The organism is Micromonospora sp. CNZ296 (assembly GCF_007827635.1).
The window spans coordinates 56,604-75,570 of the sequence record NZ_VISW01000006.1; the positions used below are offsets into that span (position 1 = coordinate 56,604).

20 protein-coding genes are annotated in these 18,967 nt (G+C 72.6%); 4 read left to right on the forward strand and 16 right to left on the reverse strand.

Annotation, left to right across the window (positions count from 1 at the left end):
• Nucleotides 1-14: 14 nt before the first annotated feature.
• The 15 genes from FB455_RS12120 to FB455_RS12190 form a co-directional block, all read right to left on the reverse strand.
• A complete protein-coding gene (locus FB455_RS12120; protein WP_013286893.1) occupies nucleotides 15-761 on the reverse strand; it encodes an SDR family NAD(P)-dependent oxidoreductase in 747 nt (248 codons plus the stop codon).
• Between the two features lie 100 nt (nucleotides 762-861).
• On the reverse strand, nucleotides 862-1,722 hold the full coding sequence (locus FB455_RS12125) for an ABC transporter permease (RefSeq protein ID WP_030268404.1): 861 nt from the start codon (nucleotides 1,720-1,722) through the stop codon (nucleotides 862-864).
• 12 nt (nucleotides 1,723-1,734) lie between these two features.
• On the reverse strand, nucleotides 1,735-2,565 hold the full coding sequence (locus tag FB455_RS12130) for an ABC transporter ATP-binding protein (RefSeq protein WP_013286891.1): 831 nt from the start codon (nucleotides 2,563-2,565) through the stop codon (nucleotides 1,735-1,737).
• Between the two features lie 25 nt (nucleotides 2,566-2,590).
• A complete protein-coding gene (locus tag FB455_RS12135; RefSeq protein ID WP_013286890.1) occupies nucleotides 2,591-3,703 on the reverse strand; it encodes an ABC transporter substrate-binding protein in 1,113 nt (370 codons plus the stop codon).
• Nucleotides 3,704-3,802: 99 nt separating this feature from the next.
• On the reverse strand, nucleotides 3,803-4,189 hold the full coding sequence (locus tag FB455_RS12140) for a nuclear transport factor 2 family protein (RefSeq protein WP_013286889.1): 387 nt from the start codon (nucleotides 4,187-4,189) through the stop codon (nucleotides 3,803-3,805).
• Nucleotides 4,189-4,500 (reverse strand): hypothetical protein, encoded by a 312-nt coding sequence (locus FB455_RS12145; RefSeq protein ID WP_013286888.1) that lies wholly within the window; start codon nucleotides 4,498-4,500, stop codon nucleotides 4,189-4,191. Before FB455_RS12145 ends, FB455_RS12140 begins: the two co-directional genes overlap by 1 nt.
• Nucleotides 4,500-5,576, reverse strand: coding sequence for a class I SAM-dependent methyltransferase (locus FB455_RS12150; RefSeq protein ID WP_013286887.1), 1,077 nt, complete (start codon nucleotides 5,574-5,576; stop codon nucleotides 4,500-4,502). The genes FB455_RS12145 and FB455_RS12150 overlap by 1 nt, the downstream gene beginning before the upstream one ends.
• Before the next feature lie 64 nt (nucleotides 5,577-5,640).
• Complete coding sequence (locus FB455_RS12155; RefSeq protein WP_013286886.1) at nucleotides 5,641-7,668, reverse strand: oxidoreductase; 2,028 nt, start codon at nucleotides 7,666-7,668, stop codon at nucleotides 5,641-5,643.
• A gap of 488 nt (nucleotides 7,669-8,156) precedes the next feature.
• Nucleotides 8,157-8,741 carry a TetR/AcrR family transcriptional regulator gene (locus tag FB455_RS12160; RefSeq protein WP_013286885.1) on the reverse strand — a complete coding sequence of 195 codons (585 nt, stop codon included), beginning with the start codon at nucleotides 8,739-8,741 and terminating at the stop codon, nucleotides 8,157-8,159.
• A 62-nt stretch (nucleotides 8,742-8,803) separates the two neighbouring features.
• Nucleotides 8,804-9,529 carry an ABC transporter ATP-binding protein gene (locus tag FB455_RS12165; protein WP_013286884.1) on the reverse strand — a complete coding sequence of 242 codons (726 nt, stop codon included), beginning with the start codon at nucleotides 9,527-9,529 and terminating at the stop codon, nucleotides 8,804-8,806.
• Nucleotides 9,526-10,656 (reverse strand): ABC transporter permease, encoded by a 1,131-nt coding sequence (locus FB455_RS12170; RefSeq protein ID WP_013286883.1) that lies wholly within the window; start codon nucleotides 10,654-10,656, stop codon nucleotides 9,526-9,528. The genes FB455_RS12165 and FB455_RS12170 overlap by 4 nt, the downstream gene beginning before the upstream one ends.
• A 144-nt stretch (nucleotides 10,657-10,800) precedes the next feature.
• Entirely contained in the window at nucleotides 10,801-11,226 is a 426-nt protein-coding gene (locus FB455_RS12175) for a DUF6069 family protein (protein WP_013286882.1), read from the reverse strand.
• Entirely contained in the window at nucleotides 11,219-11,686 is a 468-nt protein-coding gene (locus FB455_RS12180) for an SRPBCC family protein (protein ID WP_013286881.1), read from the reverse strand. Before FB455_RS12180 ends, FB455_RS12175 begins: the two co-directional genes overlap by 8 nt.
• A complete protein-coding gene (locus FB455_RS12185) occupies nucleotides 11,640-12,020 on the reverse strand; it encodes an ArsR/SmtB family transcription factor (RefSeq protein ID WP_174361719.1) in 381 nt (126 codons plus the stop codon). Before FB455_RS12185 ends, FB455_RS12180 begins: the two co-directional genes overlap by 47 nt.
• 144 nt (nucleotides 12,021-12,164) lie before the next feature.
• Nucleotides 12,165-13,511: an extracellular catalytic domain type 1 short-chain-length polyhydroxyalkanoate depolymerase gene (locus tag FB455_RS12190; protein ID WP_071094545.1), complete on the reverse strand. Its 1,347-nt coding sequence runs from the start codon at nucleotides 13,509-13,511 to the stop codon at nucleotides 12,165-12,167.
• Nucleotides 13,512-13,748: 237 nt separating this feature from the next.
• Between FB455_RS12190 and FB455_RS12195 the strand changes: the two genes are divergently transcribed.
• The 4 genes from FB455_RS12195 to FB455_RS12210 all read left to right on the forward strand — a co-directional run bounded on the left by FB455_RS12195 (nucleotide 13,749) and on the right by FB455_RS12210 (nucleotide 17,616).
• Nucleotides 13,749-14,711 (forward strand): PaaX family transcriptional regulator, encoded by a 963-nt coding sequence (locus tag FB455_RS12195; protein ID WP_013286878.1) that lies wholly within the window; start codon nucleotides 13,749-13,751, stop codon nucleotides 14,709-14,711.
• The gene (locus FB455_RS12200) at nucleotides 14,702-15,955 is read left to right on the forward strand and encodes a cytochrome P450 (protein ID WP_071094546.1); all 1,254 of its coding nucleotides are present in this window, start codon (nucleotides 14,702-14,704) and stop codon (nucleotides 15,953-15,955) included. The genes FB455_RS12195 and FB455_RS12200 overlap by 10 nt, the downstream gene beginning before the upstream one ends.
• A gap of 96 nt (nucleotides 15,956-16,051) precedes the next feature.
• On the forward strand, nucleotides 16,052-16,312 hold the full coding sequence (locus tag FB455_RS12205; RefSeq protein WP_013286876.1) for an acyl carrier protein: 261 nt from the start codon (nucleotides 16,052-16,054) through the stop codon (nucleotides 16,310-16,312).
• A 65-nt stretch (nucleotides 16,313-16,377) separates the two neighbouring features.
• Complete coding sequence (locus tag FB455_RS12210; protein WP_013286875.1) at nucleotides 16,378-17,616, forward strand: beta-ketoacyl-[acyl-carrier-protein] synthase family protein; 1,239 nt, start codon at nucleotides 16,378-16,380, stop codon at nucleotides 17,614-17,616.
• A 30-nt stretch (nucleotides 17,617-17,646) separates the two neighbouring features.
• Here the strand turns inward: FB455_RS12210 and FB455_RS12215 are convergent, their stop codons facing one another.
• Nucleotides 17,647-18,960, reverse strand: a complete 1,314-nt coding sequence (locus tag FB455_RS12215) for a glycosyltransferase (RefSeq protein ID WP_145753409.1) — start codon at nucleotides 18,958-18,960, stop codon at nucleotides 17,647-17,649.
• Between the last annotated feature and the right edge of the window lie 7 nt (nucleotides 18,961-18,967).

The window sequence follows — 18,967 nt, forward strand, 5'->3', positions numbered from 1 at the left end:
GGGGAGGGGGGAAGTCAGTGGATGGTGACGCCGCCGTCGACGAAGATCGTCTGCCCGGTGGTCATGGCGGCGGCGTCACTGAGCAGGTAGGCGACCGCGTTGGCGACGTCCTGCGGCTGCGCCATCCGGCCCAGCGGGATCGACGCCATCTTGTCGGCCAGGTACGCCTCGTCGCCGCGGACGTCGGAGGTCATGTCGGTGGGCACGATGGTGGGTCCGACGGCGTTGACCCGGATCCGGTCCGGCGCCCACTCCAGCGCCAGCACGCGTGCCATGTGCATCACGCCGGCCTTGCTGACGCAGTACCCGAGCGTGTTCAGCACCGCGACGTGCCCGTTCGTGGAGCCGATGTTCACCACCGCGCCGCCGCTGCGCCGCAGCGCCGGGTACGCGGCCTGGCTCATCCGGAACGTGCCGGTCAGGTTGACGTCCAGGACGGTGGTGAAGTCCTCCTCGGACATCGTGGCCGCCGGTCCGCGCCGGACGATCCCGGCGTTGTTGACGAGCAGGTCCAGGCGGCCGTGGGCGTCCAGGACCTCGGCCACCAGCTGCGTGCAGGAGGCGGCCGACCGGACGTCCACCCGGTGCCGGGTGTGCGCGCCGCCGGTCAGCTCGGCCTCCGCCCAGTCGTCGAGCAGGTCGGCCTGCGCCACCGTCGCGCCGCGCTGTGCCAGCGTCGTGGCGATCCGGGCGCCGATGCCGCGGGCCGCCCCGGTCACCACTGCCACCCGTCCGTCGAACCGGTTCGGGTCGGTGTTCATGTCTCGTGTCCTGCCTTTCCGGTCCGGCCACCGGCCGGGCGGGCGTGAACCACGCCCGGCCGGTGCTCCGCACGCGTGACGACGGTCCCGTCAGCTGTCGTCACGCGCCGATCACCTTCGTGTCCTCGGCCCAGAAGGCCAGCCGCTTCTGCAGCAGCCGGATCACGAAGTGCGCCACCAGACCCATCACCGACAGCACCACCAGGACGGCGAACATGCCGGCGATGTCGAAGTTGTAGTTGGTCTGGAGCAGCAGATAGCCCAGGCCCTCCTTGGCGCCGATGAACTCGCCCACGACCGCGCCGAGGATGGCGAAGACGATGCCGATGTCCAGGCCGGCGAAGATGAACGGCAGCGCGCTGGGCAGCCGGACCATCCGGAAGATCTGGGTCTTGCTCGCGCCGAACACCGTCAGCATCTGGATCTTGTCGGCGTCGGCCGCCCGCAGGCCCTCGATGACGTTGACGAGCATCGGGAAGAACGAGATCACCGCGGCCATGACCACCTTGCTGGTCAGGCCGAAACCGAACCAGACCACGAACAGCGGGGCCAGGGCGACCTTCGGGACGGTCTGGAAGGCCACGATGTACGGCATCAGGGTGGCTTCGACGATCTTGATCTGGGAGATGAACGTGCCGAGCAGCAGCGCGGCCCCGACACCGATCACGAACCCGAGCAGCGCCTCCTGGGTGGTCACCCAGAAGTGACCCCAGAACTGGTCGTCGCCGAGCTGCTGCCACAGCGACTCGACCACGCTCGACGGCAGCGGCAGGACGTACTCGTCGACGCCGATGAGCTGGACGCCGTACTCCCAGGCCAGGACGACCACGACGAAGACCGTCGGGACCAGCCAGAGCTGGGGCTTCTCGCGGAGGTCGAACTTGCGCCGGGCGGGCTTGGCGGGCCGGGCGGACGGCGCCGGTGGCTGGGCCGGCTCGCGGACCAGGTTGCTTGTTGCCATGGCTGTCCCTCGTCAGTCGATAACGCCGGCGGCGTTGAAGTGTCGGCGGATCCGCTCCACGTAGACCCCGGCCCGGTCGGACGACATGACGCCGAGGTCACGCGGCCGCTCCAGGTCGATGTCCATGACCTCCGCGATGCGGCCCGGCCGGGGGCTGAGCACGACCACCCGGTCGGAGAGGAAGACCGCCTCCGGGATGGAGTGCGTGACCAGGACGATCGTCTGGTTGCTCTCCTGCCAGATGCGCAGCAGCTCCACGTTCATGTACTCGCGGGTCATCGCGTCGAGCGCGCCGAACGGCTCGTCCATCAGCAGTACCGCCGGGTCGTGCACCAGCGCCCGGCAGATGCCGGCCCGCTGCTGCATGCCGCCGCTGAGCTCGTGCGGGTACTTCTGCTCGAAGCCGTTGAGACCGACCATCTCGAGCAACTGCTGCGCGCGTTCCCGGTGCCGGCGGGGATCCAGTCGCTGGATCTCCGCCGGCACCATCACGTTGTCGAAGATGGTGCGCCACGGCAGCAGCGTCGGTGCCTGGAACACCATCCCGACCTCGGGAAGGGGCTTCGTCACGTCCCGCCCGGCGATCCGTACCGCGCCGCCGGTCTTCGGGCTGAGCCCGGCGAGGATCTTCAGCAAAGTGGTCTTGCCGCACCCGGACGGTCCCACGACCGAGATGAACTCGCCGCGACGTACCGTCAGGTTGATGTCGCTCAACGCCTGGGTCGGTGCCGACTTCCGGGGCCGGTACTCCTTGTCCAGCCCGTCGATCTCGATCCAGGAGTCTTCCGACACCGATGCCGGAGCCTGCGTCTGCGCCCGGCGGGCCGTCGCCTTGATGGCCATCGAAATCCCTTCCGCTGTCCGCTGCCTAGGCGGTGTAGTTCGCGGCCTTGCTCAGCACCGCGGCCTTGTCGAAGTTGTTGGCGCCGGAGAGCAGGCTCGGATCCCACAGCTTCTTGAGGTCGACCTCGCCGGTGATCTGCCCGGCCTCCTTGGTGTACGCCTGGGTCTTCGCCCACTCCTCGTCGCTGATCGCGCCCCAGTCGCCGAACTGCTCCGGGTCGCCGCTGGCCGGGGTGGCCGTCTTCAGCCAGGCGGTCAGGCTCTCGGTGTCCGCCTTGAGGCGCTCGTCGGCGGACTTGCCGGCGAGGATCTGCGGGAAGACCTTGTAGCCGATCTTCATGGCGGCCTCGGGGTTCTTCGCCGAGAAGAGCATCGCCTTGTACGCCGCGCGCAGGAACCGCTCGTACGAGTCCTTCTTGGCGTCGAAGTCACGGGCGCCGACGCTGAAGGTCAGCGACCGGATGCCGGAGAACACGTCCGGGTTGGTCAGGTACTTCAGCTCGGTGCCGGCGTTCTCGATGACCGCGTACGCCTGGGTGTAGAGCGCCAGCATGTCGACCTTGCCGTCGTTGAGCGCGGCGGCGGCCTGCGCGCCCACGCCCACCGGCAGAAGCTCGACGTCCTTGGTCGGGTCCAGGCCGGCGGCCTTGACGTAGGCGCGGGCGTACGGGGCCGAGCCGGAGGCCAGGCTGATCACGCCGATCTTCTTGCCGCGCAGGTCAGCGCCACCGGTGAGCGGGGAGTCCGGCTTCACAGCCATCACCCACGGCCAGTTCTGCACCAGGCCGCCGATCGCCTTGATCGGCACGTTCTTCTCCGCCGCGCCGAGCGCCGAGCCGGCGTCGGCGGGGGTGATGTCGCCGCTGCCGGACGCGACCGCCTGGAGGGCGGCGACCGAGCCGTCGGCGTTGATCGTCTCGACGGTCAGCTTCTCCTCGGCGAAGTAGCCGAGTTCCTTGGCGACCGCGTAGACGGCCACCTCCTCCTTCGGGCCGATCACGGCCGAGGCGATGGCCATGGTCAGCTTCGCCTCCTTGCCCTCGCCGCCGGCGCCGTCGTCGTCGGAGCCGCCGCCGCACGCGGACAGGACCAGCGCGGCGGCCAGCGCCGCCGGGAGCAGAGCCCACTTTCGTTTCATATGCACACACCTCGTCATGAGTCGGGGGAGACCACCTCCGCCGCCGGAGCGGCGGAGGTGGGGGAATCAGGCGTCGCGCTGCTGCGCGACCGTTGTCCGTCAGGCGTCGCGCTGCTGCGCGACCAGTGCCAGATCGTTGTAGACGTGCTGCTCGACGATCAGTCCGCCGTCGAGCACGAAGACGTCCGCGTAACGGATGTCCTCGAACGGAGTGCCGTCGAGCCATTCCCCGTACAGCCGCCCGAGCGAGGTCACGGTGACCCGCCCGTCGGCCTCACCCACCAGGTAGCGGTCCCGGTGCTTGCGCACCCACCGGTAGGTTCCGGTCGACGCGGCCGCCATCTCCCGCAGCGACGAGTACTCCCGGCCGCCCGGGAAGACCAACCGCGCCCGCTCCGCGAGAAAGCGCCCCGCTTCGTCGAGTTCGCGGTCCTCGCACAGCTGCAGGTAGCTGTCGATCAGGCCGGGCGCGTCCGGTGTGCTCATCAGCCGGTCTTCTCGCTCAGCGCCGCCTCCCACTGGTCCCGCAGCGGGTGCTCCGCGGGGCCGTGCTCGGTGAGGATGCGCATGAGGCGGGCCAGCAGCTCGTCCCGCTCGCGGTCGAGGACCTTCTGCTCCTCCTCGGTGGAGACGAACCCGTCGACGGCGCCCGCGGTGAGCGCGCCGGAGCGGGTCAGCAGCGCCTCGACGACGCGTACCCGCTGGCGGGTCACGTGCAGCTCGGTGGAGAGCTGCAGCACCAGGTCGAGCAGCTTGCCGACCTTGGGGTCCCCGAAGTAGTCGAACTCGGTGCTCATCACGCCTCCGGCTTGGTCGCGGCCAGTACGGCCCAGGGGAAGTGCCACTCGGGACGGTCGCCCCAGCCCTGCGGCTGGACGCCGTTGCGGCGCTCGTCGAACGGGGTCCACGACACGTCGGTCAGACCGGCCTCGGTGCAGACCTCGATCAGGTCGGAGCCGAACAGGTCGTGGAAGAACGGCTCGTTGTTGCGCTCGGCGTGCTCGTAGACGGTGGCGTCGCGCAGCGGGTCGCCGGTGAGCATGAACTCCAGGAAGCGCAGCGAGCCGCCCGGCTTGAGCAGGCGCGCGGCCTCCACGATCGTCTCCCGGATCGCGGTGGCGGGCATCTCGTGCAGCACCATCGTGCCGGTGACCACGTCGCAGCTGTCCGCCTCGATGCCGGTGGCCCGGCCGTCGGCCTGCCGGTAGTCGATCGCGACTCCGGTCGCCTCGGCCTCGGCGTGGGCCAGGCGCAGACCGGGCGCGGCCAGGTCCACGCCGATCACCTGCGCGGTCGGGTACTTGGCGGGCAGTGGGCGGGTGCTCTTGCCGAAACCGCACCCGATGTCGACGATCCGGGTCGCCGCGGGCAGCTCGGGCAGCGCGGTCTGGGCGAACAGCGTGTGGAACTTGTAGCCGTCGTTGTCGCGCAGCATGACGATGCGCGCGCCGAACTCGTACACGTAGGCCGACATGTCGTCGGAGAAGAAGCTGCCGGGCTGGATGTGGATGTCGTAGTCGGTGTACCAGTCGGGCAGTTCCAGGTCGGGGTTCAGCTCCAGCGAGCCCTTCGGCTGCTCGGGCAGCGAGGTGAGCTGGCCGGTCAGCTCCTCGCGGCGGCTGAGCACCGCGTCGCCGGCGACCTTCCACAGCATCTTCTGCTGCACCCGCTCCAGGTGGCTGAACCACGGGTAGAGCGGGAGACCGCGCAGCACCTGACCGGCGTCGGCGACGGTGGTGGCCGACGCCCCGGTGGCGCCGTACTCCTCGCGCAGCGCCGGGTAGACGGTGTCCGCCCAGCGCTTGCGCAGGCCGAGGACGAAGTCCACGGCGGAACGCTCATCCAGGGTGAGGCGCTCCTCGACATCGAACATGCCTTGTCTCCTCTACAGGTGGGGGAGGTCCGGCCCGCGGTGCACCGCGACCGGGGTGGACGGGTCAGTGGGCGTACCGCACGCGTTCGGCGGCCGCGGTGTCGAAGGCGCCGAGGAACGCGCCGGCCATGCGTCCCTCGTAGACGGCCTCGAAGGCGCTGCGGGGAGCGTTCGCGTCGCCGACGACGTGGACGCGGGGGCCGTCGGGCAGCGCGTCGAGCTGCCGGTACAACTCGTCCGCGGCCTGCGCCGAGCCGCCGTCGACGACTGTGGTGACGCCTTCGACGATCGTCTCGCCGCCGGCGAGCGGGCCGCCGAGCGCCACCGCGCCGGCGCCCGCCGCACGGGCGGTCCGCATCGGGTGGACCGCGATCCCCAGGTCCGCGAAGCGCTTGAGCAGCGCCAGCCGGGAGTACGTGGTGATCTTGGCGCTCACCGTGGCGGTGGGGGAGACGAGGTGGACGCGGGCGCCCCGCCGGGCGAACGCCTCCGCCACCGACGCCGCCGACCAGGTGCCCTCGTCGTCGAGCACGACGACGGCGCCGTCCGGCCGGTAGCCGGGGTCGGCCAGGTGGTCGACGGCCTGCCAGATGTCGACCACCGGCGGGCCGCCGGGCAGGTCGCGGCGGGCGGGCCGGGAGCCGGTGGCGAGGACGACGTCCTGGTAGCCGCCGGACAGCACGTCCTCGACGCCGGCGCGGTGGCCGAGCCGGACCGGGATGCCGGCGGCAGCCACGTCGCGGGCCAGGTCGCGGGTGAGCAGCCCGAGCCGCTCCCGGCCGGGTACGCGCGCGGCCACCTCGACCTGCCCGCCGAGCCGGTCGCGTGCCTCGACAACTGTCACCCGGTGCCCGGCCCGGTGCGCGGAGAGCGCCGCCTCCAGGCCGGCCGGACCGCCGCCGACGACCAGGACGTCCCGCGCGCCGGACGGTCCGGGCAGCTCCGGCCAGGCGTCGGCCCACTCCCGCTCGGCGCCGACCTCCGGGTTCACCACGCAGGAGATGGGCAGGCTGGTCTCCAGCCGGCCGATGCAGCCCTGGTTGCAGGCCAGGCAGGCGCGTACCTCGTGCTGGCGGCCCTGCTCGGCCTTGCGGACCAGGTGCGGGTCGGCGATGTGCGGGCGGGCCAGGCCGACCAGGTCGGCCTCGCCGGCGGCGACGAGTTCGGCCGCCTCCGGCAGGCTGTCCAGCCGGCACACCGCGAGCACCGGCAGGTCCGGGAACTCCTGCTTGAACAGCGCCGCGTGGTGCCGGAACGGGGCGTGACCGAAGCTCATGTCCGCCATCTGCGTCGCGAGCGACCAGCTGCCGTGGTAGGCGGAGTGGCTCACGTGCACGTAGGCGAGGGGGAACTCGGCGCGCAGCTTCCCGACGATCTCCAGCACCGCGGCCGGGTCGAGGCCGCCGGGCAGGAACTCGTCGGCGCTGACGCGCAGCCCGACGGGCAGTTCGGGTGCGGCGGCGAGAACCGCGGTCAGCACCTCGCGGGTCAGGCGCATCCGGTTGTCGAGGCTGCCGCCGTACGCGTCGTCGCGGGTGTTCGTGTGCGGCGAGAGGAACTGCTGGAGCAGGTGGCCGTGGCCGGCGTGCACCTCCAGGCCGTCGAAGCCGGCCTCGCGCATCCGTCGCGCGGCGGCGGCGAACGCCTCGACGACGACCGCGATGTCCCGGCGTCCCATCGCGTGCGGCACGTGCGAGCCGGCCGCCCACGGCACCGGCGACGAGGACCAGGCGGCGGTACGCGTCGCGTCGCCGTTGGCCTGCCGTCCGGCGTGCATGATCTGGGCGAACATGCGGGCCCCGTGCTCGTGCACGGCCTCGGTCACCGCCGCGTACGCCGGGATCGACGAGTCGTCGAAGCTGCCGAGGCTGATGCTGCGGCCCGCGCTCGTGGGGTGCACACGGATCGCCTCGGTGATGATCAGGCCGGCGCCGCCGCGCGCCCGCTCCGCGTGGTACGCGACGTGGCGGCGGGTGGGCACATTGTTCAGTCCGAAGTTGGTGGTGTGGCCGGGGACGAAGACCCGGTTCCGCAGTGTGAGACGCCCGAGCCGGGTGGGGGAGAGAAGAGCGAGAAGCTTGTCGTCAGGCATGCCTCGGACTTCCTGTTTCGGGCCGCACTCGGCGAGGCCGAGAGCGTTCGGATGAACCGTACGCCGTTCGATTGAGTGGAACGGTAGGGCCGGGTTCACATGCCGTCAACGGGCTACTGATCAGTAACTTAGTTCCCCGTACCGCCTCTGAGCTGCTGTTCCACTAGGCGGAACGCTGACCGATGACGACCGTCGATGCGGCGGTCGATCGTTCGGTTCCCCCTGCTCGGACGACAGTGCCGGCCGCCCATCGCCGGTCGGAGGCCCGTGCCGATCGTTTGGACGGCCGCTCCGGCCCGCGTCGGCGGACGCCCGCCGGCAGCGCCGGCGCGTCCCCGAGTGCCGGGTCCGGACATGCGTCGGCCCGGGTCGTCGCCCGTGCGCGCACGCGTGGTGCGGCTGCCGGCGACGACCCGGGCCGACGTTGTTCAGCAGGTGTGGTGGTGCCCGGACGCCGTCGCGCCGAGCCGGATCTCAGGGGCGGGTGGTCAGCCGGCGTCCGGGCGCAGGTACGGCGTGAGCAGCTCGCGGGCGAGGCCCCTGGCCGCCGGAAGGCCGAGACCGTTCTCGATCATGCGGCTCAGGGCGTAGACGACCGACTGGACGAGCTCCGCCATCCGGTCCGGGTCGCTCGCCCCGTGTTCGGTGAGCGCGGCGCGCAACGGCGCCTCGAGGCTGTCGTGCAGCAGCCGGCTGGATGTCGCCAGCACCTCGCTGTTGCCCGCCGACGCCAGTGCCCGGGCCAGCGCGTGGTCGCCCCGGGCAACCAGTTGCAGGTTGGCCTCGACGTACGCCAGGATCCTCGCCCCCGGCGTGCGGGCCTCGGCCATCTGCTTCTCGACGAAGGCCGACCACCGGGGGAACGTGTCGGCGACCAGCACGTCGAACATGTCGGTGCGGGACTTGAAGTACGAGTACGCGCTGGAGCGGGCCAGCCCGGCGTGCCGGGCCACGTCGGCCAGGCTCGGAATCTGCTCCGGGTGCTCGGAGAGCAGGGCGCGGGCGGCGTCGAGCAACGCCGCCCGCTGCGCGGCCCGGTGTTCCGCGACGGTAGAGGCTTGGATCTTCGGCACAGCGACCTCCCCGTGTCTCCCGCCGCCCGTGTCCGGTCCGCGTCGCTCCCTGCTCGTCGCGGTCAGCTGCTCGTGGCGAGCTTGCCGTCGATCATCTCGTAGATGGTGTCACAGTATTGCAGCACGTCGTGATCGTGAGTGACCATCACGACGGCCACCGAGCGCTCCCGCGCCTCCTGGGCGAGCAGCTGGACGATGTCGTGGCTGCGGGCCCGGTCCAGCGCCGCCGTCGGCTCGTCCACCAGCAGCACCGACGGCTCGGTCATCAGCGCCCGGGCGATGCCGACGCGCTGGCGCTCGCCGCCGGAGAGCTGGTGCGGCCGGCGGTCGGCCTTACCGGCCAGGCCGACGTGCGCGAGCATCTCCAGCGGGTCGCGTCCGGACCGTTCCCGTCGCCCGCCCAGCCGCAGCGGCAGGCGCAGCTGGTCGGCGGCGGTCAGCGCGGGCAGCAGGTTGCCCGACTGGAACACGAACCCCACGTGCCGGCGGCGCAGCTCGGTGCGCGCCCGGCGGCTGGACACGGTCATGTCGTGCCCGGCCACCGTGACGGTGCCCTGATCGGGGCGGGCCAGCCCGCCGGCCACGGCGAGCAGGCTGGACTTGCCCGCGCCGGACGGTCCGACGATCGCGGCCAGCTCACCGGGCGCGACGGTCAGGTCGACGTCGTCCAGCGCGTGCACGGTCTCCGCGCCGTCGCCGTGCCGCAGGTGGACGCCGCGCATGACCAGGCCGAGGCCGGCTCCAGCGGTGCCCGGCGTCGAGAGGGACGGTGTGGTCCGGCTGCTCATCGGTTGCCTCCCAGGGCGGTCGCCGGGTCGATGGAGGTGAGGCGGACGACGGCGGCTGCCGCGCCGACCAGGCCGAGCACGAGCAGGCCGGCCGCGGCGGCGGCGATGCTCTGCGGGTGCAGCGCGAACGGAACGTTGCCGCCGGAGATCAGCGCGCCGAGGCCGAGGCCGATCCCCATGCCGACGGCGATGGCGAGGGCCAGCAGGATCAGTGCCTGGGTGAGCGCGTCGCGCAGCACCCAGCCGGTCGAGGCGCCCAGCGCCCGCAGCACGGCGACCTCCTGCTTGCGCTGGATCGCCCAGACCGCGAAGAACGCGCCGGCCACGAGCGCCGAGATGGCGTAGAGGAAGCCCTGGATCAACTGGAGCGTGGTCGTCTCGGCGGTGTAGCCGGGCGAGGCGCCGTACGACTCGTCGAGCGTCAGGCTCTCCGTGCCCGCGGCCTTGTCGCCCGCGGCCAGGTCCACCGAGCCGCCGCCGGCCGCGCGGACCGCGACGGCGGTGATCTCCTGGGTCGCCTGCGCCGGCACCTGCGCGCCGGCCGGGGTGCCGGACTTGACCGCCTGCCACGTCGCCAGCGGCACGTACGCCACGTCGACGTGGCCGAACGTGTCCTGCTGCTCGGTGACGCCGACGACGCGCAGCCGCGTGCCCAGCCGGTCCACAGTCACGGTGTCGCCGACGCGCAGGCCCGCGTCGATGGCGGTGGGGCTCACCACGATCCCGTCCGCCGGGCCGAGCCGGTCGCCCTCGCTGACGGCGGGTGACAGGAACGAGCCGGTCTCGACGCCGAACAGCGCGAGGTCGACCTCGGTGCCACCGTCGGTCCGCCCGTTGACGAGCGTGTTGCCGAACGGGGTCGCCTCGGCCACGCCCGGCTGGTCGCGCCAGGTGTCCACCGCCGAGGCGTCCACCACGCTGCGCGAGAACGCCGAGTCGTGCTGCACGCCGTGGGCGAAGGCGAACGAGGTGACCGGCAGGTTCTGCAGGCCGGAGACACCGTCACGGACCAGCCCGACGGACAGGCCGGACAGCATCACCATCAGCACCGAGATCAGCGCGATCACGGCCCCCATCAGGGCGAATCGCAGCCGCGCGAACCCCAGCTCACGAATGGCCAGGAACATCAGCCGCCACCTCTCAAACTTGTCGACACCATGTCGTCATGTTAACAACACGGTGTCGGCAAAAAGGGCCGGCGGCGGCTGTCTACCCGACCACACTCCGTGACGGCGCGGGCCGGTCCCGCGGGCGGCGCCCCGTGCCCGGCGTCAGGCGGCGACCGGGCCCGCGGTGGCGCGGCGCGCGCGCCGGCCGAGGGCGGTCACCGCGACGACGATGATCGGGGCGAGCGTGAGGTGGCACACCGCGAGCGTGATCTTGCTGGTGGTGTCCAGGTCCGCGGGCAGCGTCATGGTGGCGATCGTGAGCACCGCGAGCGCCGGGCCGATGATCAGCGCCGCCCGGACCACCCAGGCGAACCGGGACGCCAGCAGGGCGACGGCGGTGAGCCCGAGCGCCAGCGGCAGCGCGCTGAAGCCCGCGACGGTCACCGCGTCGACCTCGACCCGCCGGCCGTCGGCGGTGAACAGGAAGCTGCCGCCGGCCGCCCGGCCGATCGCGTACACGATCAGGTTGACGACCACCGCGACGGCGGTGGCGAGCGCGACGACGGCGGTGCGGGACAGGTCAGCCACGGGAGGTCTCCTCTGCGTGCTCTCGGATCAGGTACGCCTCGATGCGGGCGAACGCCCCGGTCCAGACCTCGCCGACGAAGAAGTCGCGCAGCTGCGGGGTCGGGAAGCCGCTCTGCACCACGGTCATCAGCGTGCCGCCGTCCTTCGCCTCGAAGGTGACCTCGATGCGCGTGGTCATGGTCGTGCCGTCCGGGCCGGTACCAGTCGACTCGGTGACCAGCCGGTGCGGGCGGTCGATCTCCAGGAACGTCTGCGTCTCGCGGAACAGCATGTCGGGGGAGGGGCCCCAGACGGCGGTCTGCTTCCCGCCGACCCGCAGGTCGACGTCGATCTCCACGATGCCGGGCTGCTCGTCGAGGATGCCGAACCAGATCTTCTGTTTGCCGGCGTCAGTGTAGGCGTCGAACGCCTCGTCAGGGGTGCCCGGAAGGTGTCGTGTCACTCGCATGTGGAGCGTCATGGTCGCGGTCCTCCGTGGTGAGTGTGAGGTAGGCGTCGAGGCCGTCGAGGCGACGGGCCCAGAGACGTCGGTAGAAGGCGATCCAGGCCATGGCCGAGTCCAGCGGCGCCTCGCTGAGCCGGCACTGCCGGGACCGGCCGACCTTGCGCGTCACCACGAGGCCCGCGTCCTCCAGCGCCCGGACGTGCTTGCGCATGCCGGTGAGGCTCATCCCGGTGGGCTCGGTGAGCTCGCTGATGGTGGCCGGGCCCGCGCCGAGCCGGATCAGGATGTCGCGTCGGGTGGGGTCGGCCAGGCTGGCGAAAACCCGGTCGAGCGTCTCTTGCTGAACCACGAGGTTCACCGTACGACACTGAACCATTCGGTTCAACGTTATGCCGAGGTGGGCGTGGCGTACGCGTGAAACGGCCCCGCGACCTCTCGGGTCGCGGGGCCGTCCCCGGCGCCGTGGGAAGAACGCCGGAGTGTGCGGTGCCGGTCAGGCGAGTGTGCAGGGTGCGCCGTTGAGGCTGAACGAGCCGGGCCGGGCGGTGTTGCCGGTGTGCGTGGCCTGGAAGCCGATGGTGGTCGAGCCGCGAGCCGGGATGACCGCGTTGTACGCGAGGTTGCGCGCGGTCACCTGACCCGAGGCGGGGGAGTAGGAGGCGTTCCAGCCCGAGGTGATGGTCTGGCCGCCGGGCAGCGTGAACGTCAGCGACCAGCCGTTCACCGCGGCCGAACCGGTGTTGCTGATGGTGATGTTCTCGGTCAGCCCGTTGTTCCAGGCGTTCAGCTCGATGCTCACCGAGCAGGCGCCGGTGCCGGGCGGGGGCGTGGTCGGGCCGGGCGGAGGTGTGGTCGGGCCGGGCGGAGGCGTGGTCGGGCCCGGCGGGGGCGTGGTCGGGCTCGGCGTGGTGGTCAGGCCGAAGAACGCCACCGCGGCCGCGGCCATGCCGGCCGAGGGCAGGCTGTGCCCGGCGCCCTGGATGCTGTACGCCTCGACCTGCACGGTGCCGGTGCCGTCGGCGTAGCGCCGCCGGTTCCAGCCGGACTGCGGCGTGTCGGTGGACGTGGGCGTCTGGCTGAGGCCGAACACGTTCGTCCACTGCTCGATCGTCTCCTGGAGCAGCGAGTACGGCACCAGCGTGTCGTTGGTGCCGTGCCACAACTGCACCCGGGGACGGGGACCGGTGTAGCCGGGGTATGCCTGGCGGACCGCGTCACCCCACTGCTGCGGGGTGCGGTTCATGTTCCCGCCGGTGCACTGGCTGGATCCGGGCGGATAGTCGGCGGCGCCGGCGAAGCAGTTGAACGGCACGCCCATGAACGCCGCGCCGGCCTTGAAGACGTCCGGGTAGAGCGCCAGCATGTGGTTGGTCATCATGCCGCCGGACGAGCTGCCGGTGGCGTAGACCCGGTCCGGGTCTGCGCCGTACTGCTGCTGGACGTAGCGGACCATCGAGATGAGCGACACCGGGTCGCTGCCGCCGCCGCGCCGCTTGGCCGCGTCGGACCAGGTGTCGAAGCAGTTGCCGAAGCCGGCCTGCTGGGTCGCGCTGGGGTAGATGACGATGAAGCCGTACCGGTCGGCCAGGCCGGCGAACTCGCTGCCGGAGTAGAAGCCGGGGCCGGAACCGCCGCAGCCGTGCATGGCCACCACAGTGGCCGGACGGGCCGGGCGGGCGTCCGGGACGTAGACGTGCATGCGCATCCGGCCGGGGTTGTCGCCGAAGCTGGTCACCTCGGTCAGCGACGCCGCGTACGCGGGTTGGACGGCGGGGATCACCAGGCCGGCCGTCGCCAGCGACGCGGCCAGGGCCACCACCATCTTGGCTCTGATTCTCACGGAGACTCCTTCGATCGCCCTGTGCGGGCGGGGTCGGGCGGATGCGCCCCGCGCCGGCGACCCGGGCCGCCGCGGTGTCGCGCCTCACCCACTGACGTGGCTCGCCCGGCCCGGCTCCGTCGTGTGGCACATAGTGTTCCGGCCGGACGGCGAAGTGTCAATCGACATGCTCCGATGAGCTGCGGCGGCGTTCGTCTACAGTCGGTGCACCGTCCCTGAGCCGAGCCCGGAGCGCGTGTGGCAAGCCCGTTCGACATCGAGGAGATCTACCCGGACGAGGGACCGGCGCCGCGGCTGCCCCGGCGGCAGGCCGGCACCTCGCCGCAGAGCGTCGCGGTGACGCTCCTGACCGACTACACGCTGCGTACCCGCGCCGCGCTGCCGTCCGCGGCGATCGTCGCGCTGCTCGGCGAGGCCGGCGTGACCAGCGCCGGCGCGCGTACCGCGATCAGCCGGCTGGCCCGCCGCGGTGTGCTGGAGGGCAGCCGGCAGGGCCGCAACAGCTTCTACCGGCTCAGCCGCGCCGCCGCCGCCGACCTGTCCGCCGGCGGGAACTGGATCACCGCCTCCACCGCCGAGACGCAGGCGTGGGACGGATGCTGGACGATCGTCGCCTTCTCGCTGCCGCAGGACCACGGCACGCAGCGCCGGGCCCTGCGCGGCCAGCTGCGCTGGCTCGGCTTCGCGCCGCTCTACGACGGGCTGTGGATCTCGCCGTACGAGCTGGCCGGACCCGCGTGCGCCCGGCTGGCCCAGCTCGCCCTCGGTGCGGTCACGGTGTTCCGGGGACGGCAGGACGCGCTGGACGCGATCGGCCAGCGCGCCCCCGTGGACGCCTGGGACGTCGACGCGATCAGCGGGCACTATGAGGCGTTCCTGCGGCGGTGGACGCCGCTGGTGTCGCGGCTCGGCTCCGTCGACGGCGCCGCCGCCGTGCGGGCGCGTACCGAGGTGATGGACACGTACCGGCGGTTTCCCACGCTCGACCCGCGGCTGCCACTGGAACTGCTGCCCGCCGGATGGCCGCGCCGGGCGGCCCGGGACCTGTTCGCGGCCGTCTACGACGGCCTGGCCGGGGCCGCCGAAGCCCACGTCCGGGCGGTCGTCGCCCGGTTCGCCGACCCGGTGCCGCCCGGCATCCGGGCGCACACCACCGCCGACATGCTCGCGGGCGTCGGCGAGGAGCGGCCATGCGCGTGACCATCTCCCTCGACGAGCTGCTCGGCGACGAGGTACGGCGCGACCCGTACCCGTTCTACGCCCGGCTGCACGAGGCGGGAGAGGCGGTCGCGCTGCGGCCCGCCGACCCGCACGCGCTCGTCGTGCACGGGTACGACGCGGTCAACCGGGTGCTGCGCGACCCCGTCTTCCGGGTACTCGGCGCCGACTACCTGGACCGGGCCGGGGTGCGCTGGCGCGAGCACCAGGTCATCCGGATCCTCCAGTCGTCGATGCTCAACGCCGCCGAGGGCGACCACCTGCGGGTCCGACACCTGTTCTCCCAGGCCCTCACCCCGCGCCGGGTCGCCGCGCTGGAACCGGCCATCGGGCGCATCGCCGACGGCCTGCTCGACGGGCTCGCCGCCGAGGGCGCGGACGGCCGGCCGGTCGACTTCATGGCCCGCTTCGCGCTCCGGCTGCCCAGTGACGTCATCGGCGAGCTGCTGGGCGTGCCGGAGGCGGACCGGGAGTGGTTCCCGTCCCGGGTCCGCGCGTTCGACGCGGTGCTGGAGATCGGCCGCCGGTCCATGCGCGAGGTCCGGGCCGCCAACGTGGCGGCGGCGGAGCTGACCGCGTACTTCACCGACCTGGTCGCCGCGCGCCGGGCGGCGCCGCACGACGACTTCGTCTCGGCGCTGCTGCGCGGCCTGGACGACGAGCCCGGCCGGCTGAGCGCCGACGAGCTGCTGGCCAACCTGATCATCATGTACAACGCCGGGTTCCGGACCACCGCGAACCTGCTCGGCAACGGGCTGGTGCTGCTCACCGAGCGGCCGGACGCCCGGGACGCGCTGCGCGCCGATCCGTCGCTGGCCGCGTCGTACGTCGAGGAGATCCTGCGGTACGAGCCGCCTGTGCACTTCGCGGTCCGGTACGCCGCCGAGGACACCGAGGTTGCCGGCCTGCCGGTGGCGGCGGGCCGGACGGTGGTGGTGCTGACCGGTGCCGCGAACCGGGATCCGCGCCGCTTCCCCGACCCGGACCGGTTCGACCCGTCCCGCACGGACAACCGGCACCTGGCGTTCAGCGCCGGGCCGCACTACTGCTTCGGGGCGACGCTGGCCCGGACCGAGGGACGGCTGGTCCTGCCCCGCCTGCTGGACCGCTTCCCGGCGCTGGCCGCCGAACCCGGGCCGCGCCGCGCGCTGATGCTGCGCGGGTACGACCGGCTTCCGGTACGGCTGACCGACCGGATATCTTGCCAAACCAATCCGATCGAGTAAGGTCGATGCTACGCGGAGTGTCCGCTCCGCGCCTCACAGGTTCCGTCGAGCAGGTCGAGTGCGCCGCCAGGACACCGTGGAAGGGAAACACCGGGCATGACCGACGAGATCCGCGCGTTCCTCCTCGCCGCACTCACCGAGATGAAGTACGACGTCTCCGACGTCGACGACGACACCGTCTTCGGTCCCGCCGGGCTCGACGTGGACTCCCTCGGCCTGGCCGAGCTGGCGGTACGTGTGGAGGACCGGTTCGGGGTCGCCTTCGACGACGACGAGGCGGAGGATCTCGCCATGATGACCGTCGGCGAGTTCAGCCGGACGGTGGCGGCACGCATCGCACCGGCCTCGGCGCACTGACCGATGTCGGGGCACGGCACCCGGCCGCGCGGCGTCCCGGCGCCCACGTCGGCGCAGCGGTTCCGGTGAGCGTGCGCGAACCGGTCACCGTCACCGGGATCGGACTGGTCAGCCCGGTCGGCGCGACCGCCGCCGAGGTGTTCGACGCGGTCTGCGACGGCCGGTCCGGGCTCACCCGGCCCCCGGCCGGCCATCCGCTGCGCGGCGTCGTCGACGTCGCCGCGTTCGCCCCGGCGATCGACCCGGCGAGCGTGCTGCCCGGCCCGGAGTCACGCGTCGTGGACCGGTCGATCGTGATGGTGCTGCGTGCCGCCGAGGACGCGCTCGCCGACGCCGGACTGCGGATCGGCCAGGACGTCGATCCGTACCGGGTGGCGGTCGTCGTCTCCGGCGTCGGCGGTCTGTCCACGCTGGAGGAACAGGTGCTCGCCCGCGCCGGGCGGGGCCGGTTCGGGGTCAGCCCGTACATGCTGCCCGGGACGCTGCCGAACATGGGCGCGGCCCGAATCGCGATCAAGTTCGGCATCCACGGCTACACCTCGTCGATCGGCACGGCGTGTGCGGCCGGGGCGCAGTCGATCGGGGAGGCGCTGCGCATCCTGCGCGCCGGCGAGGCGGACGTGGTGCTCGCCGGATGCGCCGAGGCGCCGCTGTTCCCGACGTTCGCCGACGCGTTCGGCAACGCCCGCGCGCTGGCCCGCGGCTGGGCCGACCCGGCCGCCGCGAGCCGCCCCTTCGACCGCCGCCGCAACGGGCTCGTCCTCGGCGAGGGCGCCGGGGTGTTCGTCCTGGAACGCGCCGAGCACGCCGCCGCGCGCGGCGCCCACCGGCACGCCGACGTGCTCGGCTGGGGTGCCACGAACGACGCCCACCACCCGACCACGCCGCGCCCCGACGGCGCGGGCGCGGCCCGGTGCATGCGGATGGCCGTCCGCGACTCAGGGCTGGTGCCTGGCGACATCGGGTACGTCAACGCGCACGGCACCAGCACCCGGGCCGGGGACGCCGCCGAGCTGGCCGCGCTCGCCGAGGTGTACGGCGCCGCCCCGCCGCCGCTGAGTTCGACCAAGGGCGTGACCGGGCACATGCTCGGCGTCTCCGGCGTGATCGAGGCGGCCGTCGCGGTCGAGGCGCTGCGTCGCGGCCTGCTGCCGCCCACGCACAATCTGGACGACCCGGAGCGCGACGGCGAGGTCGACCACATCCGCGGGCGGGCACGCGCCACGGCGGTGGACGCGGTGCTGTCCAACTCGTTCGGCTTCGGCGGGCACAACGTCAGCCTCGTCCTGGCCCGGCCCGCCTGAGCGGCGCGGCCCCCTGCCCGGCCGGGTACCTCAGCGGAGCGTGATCACCGTGGCGGTGTCGTACGCGGCGACGGCGACGGTGAAGTGCGGGCGCAGCATGTCGGCCACGTAGTCGAGGTCGGCGACCAGCGGCACCGGAAGCAGGGCGCGCTGGTCCGGGCCGGTCCGGGTGGCGACCAGTTCGATCCGGTCGGCCTTGAGCAGCCCCCGGGTGAGGAACGCGGGCAGGTCCTCGGGCAGCAGGCACCGCCACATGTCGACGTTGACGATCAGGTCCAGCGCGCCGGCCTTGAACTGCTGGAGCACGGTGCCGAGCAGGTGGGAGTTCGTCTCGCCGACCGGCGCGTCGTGATCGAACGTGTGCGACCCGGCGCCCAGGTCCAGCGTGGACACGCCGTTGCCGACGATCAGCGCCGCGCTCGCCGTCAGCTCCTCGCGCAGCGACGCGGGCAGGACGTCCGGCCGGCCCAGCCCACCGGCCCGATACGCCTCGATGGCCTGGCCGTAGAGCCGGATCCGGCCCAGGTGCCGGCCGAACGTGTTGAGCCCGTACAGCACCTCGACGTCGTAGCGCAGGTGCTTGCGCAGCAGGTACTTCATGTTGTCCATCGAGGCGAGCCCGTTCGACGTCTTGCGGAAGTGCGGCAGGTGGTAGGAGAGCGCGTCGACGTCCAGCCGGAACAGCTCCGGCGGCGCGCCGTGCAGGTGGAACACCCGGTAGAAGAAGTCGAGGTCCTCGAAGCCCCACTTGACCATCGCCTCGTCGAAGCCGCCGACCCGCCGGAACGACTCGTGGTCCACCGAGGCGTTGTGGGTCAGGCCCAGCACCCAGGGCGCGCTCGGGAAGTCGTCCGTCCGCTGCGGGAGGGCGATGTCCTCCAGCCGCGGGTCGCCACGCTCGGCGTCGAGCATCACCGGGGCGACCGGTTCGCCCCGGCGCAGCGCGTCCGCGCCGGCCCAGTCCAGGTCGTACCGCTGCCCGAGCAGCACCCCGGGCCGGCCGGCACGACCGGCGTGGAAGTCGCGGTGCCGCTCCAGCAGCCCGGGATGCGCCACCGTGTCGGCGTCGAGGAACATCAGCGTGTCCGCGCGGGCCAGGGCTGCCGCCGCGTTGCGGTTGGCGCTGCGGCCGCGGTTCCGCTCGCTGCGGACGTAGTCGATCCGCAGCCGGTCCCGGTAGGCGTCCACCACCGGGCCGAGCGCCACGGCCGAGCCGTCGTCGCCGACGATCACCTCGAAGTCGCCGGGCGGCAGCATCTGCCGGGTCAGCGACCGCAGCGTCGCGTCGAGTGCGGAGCCGTTCTCGTGCGCGGGCACCACCACGCTCAGGCCGGGCCGGTCCACGTCTCGG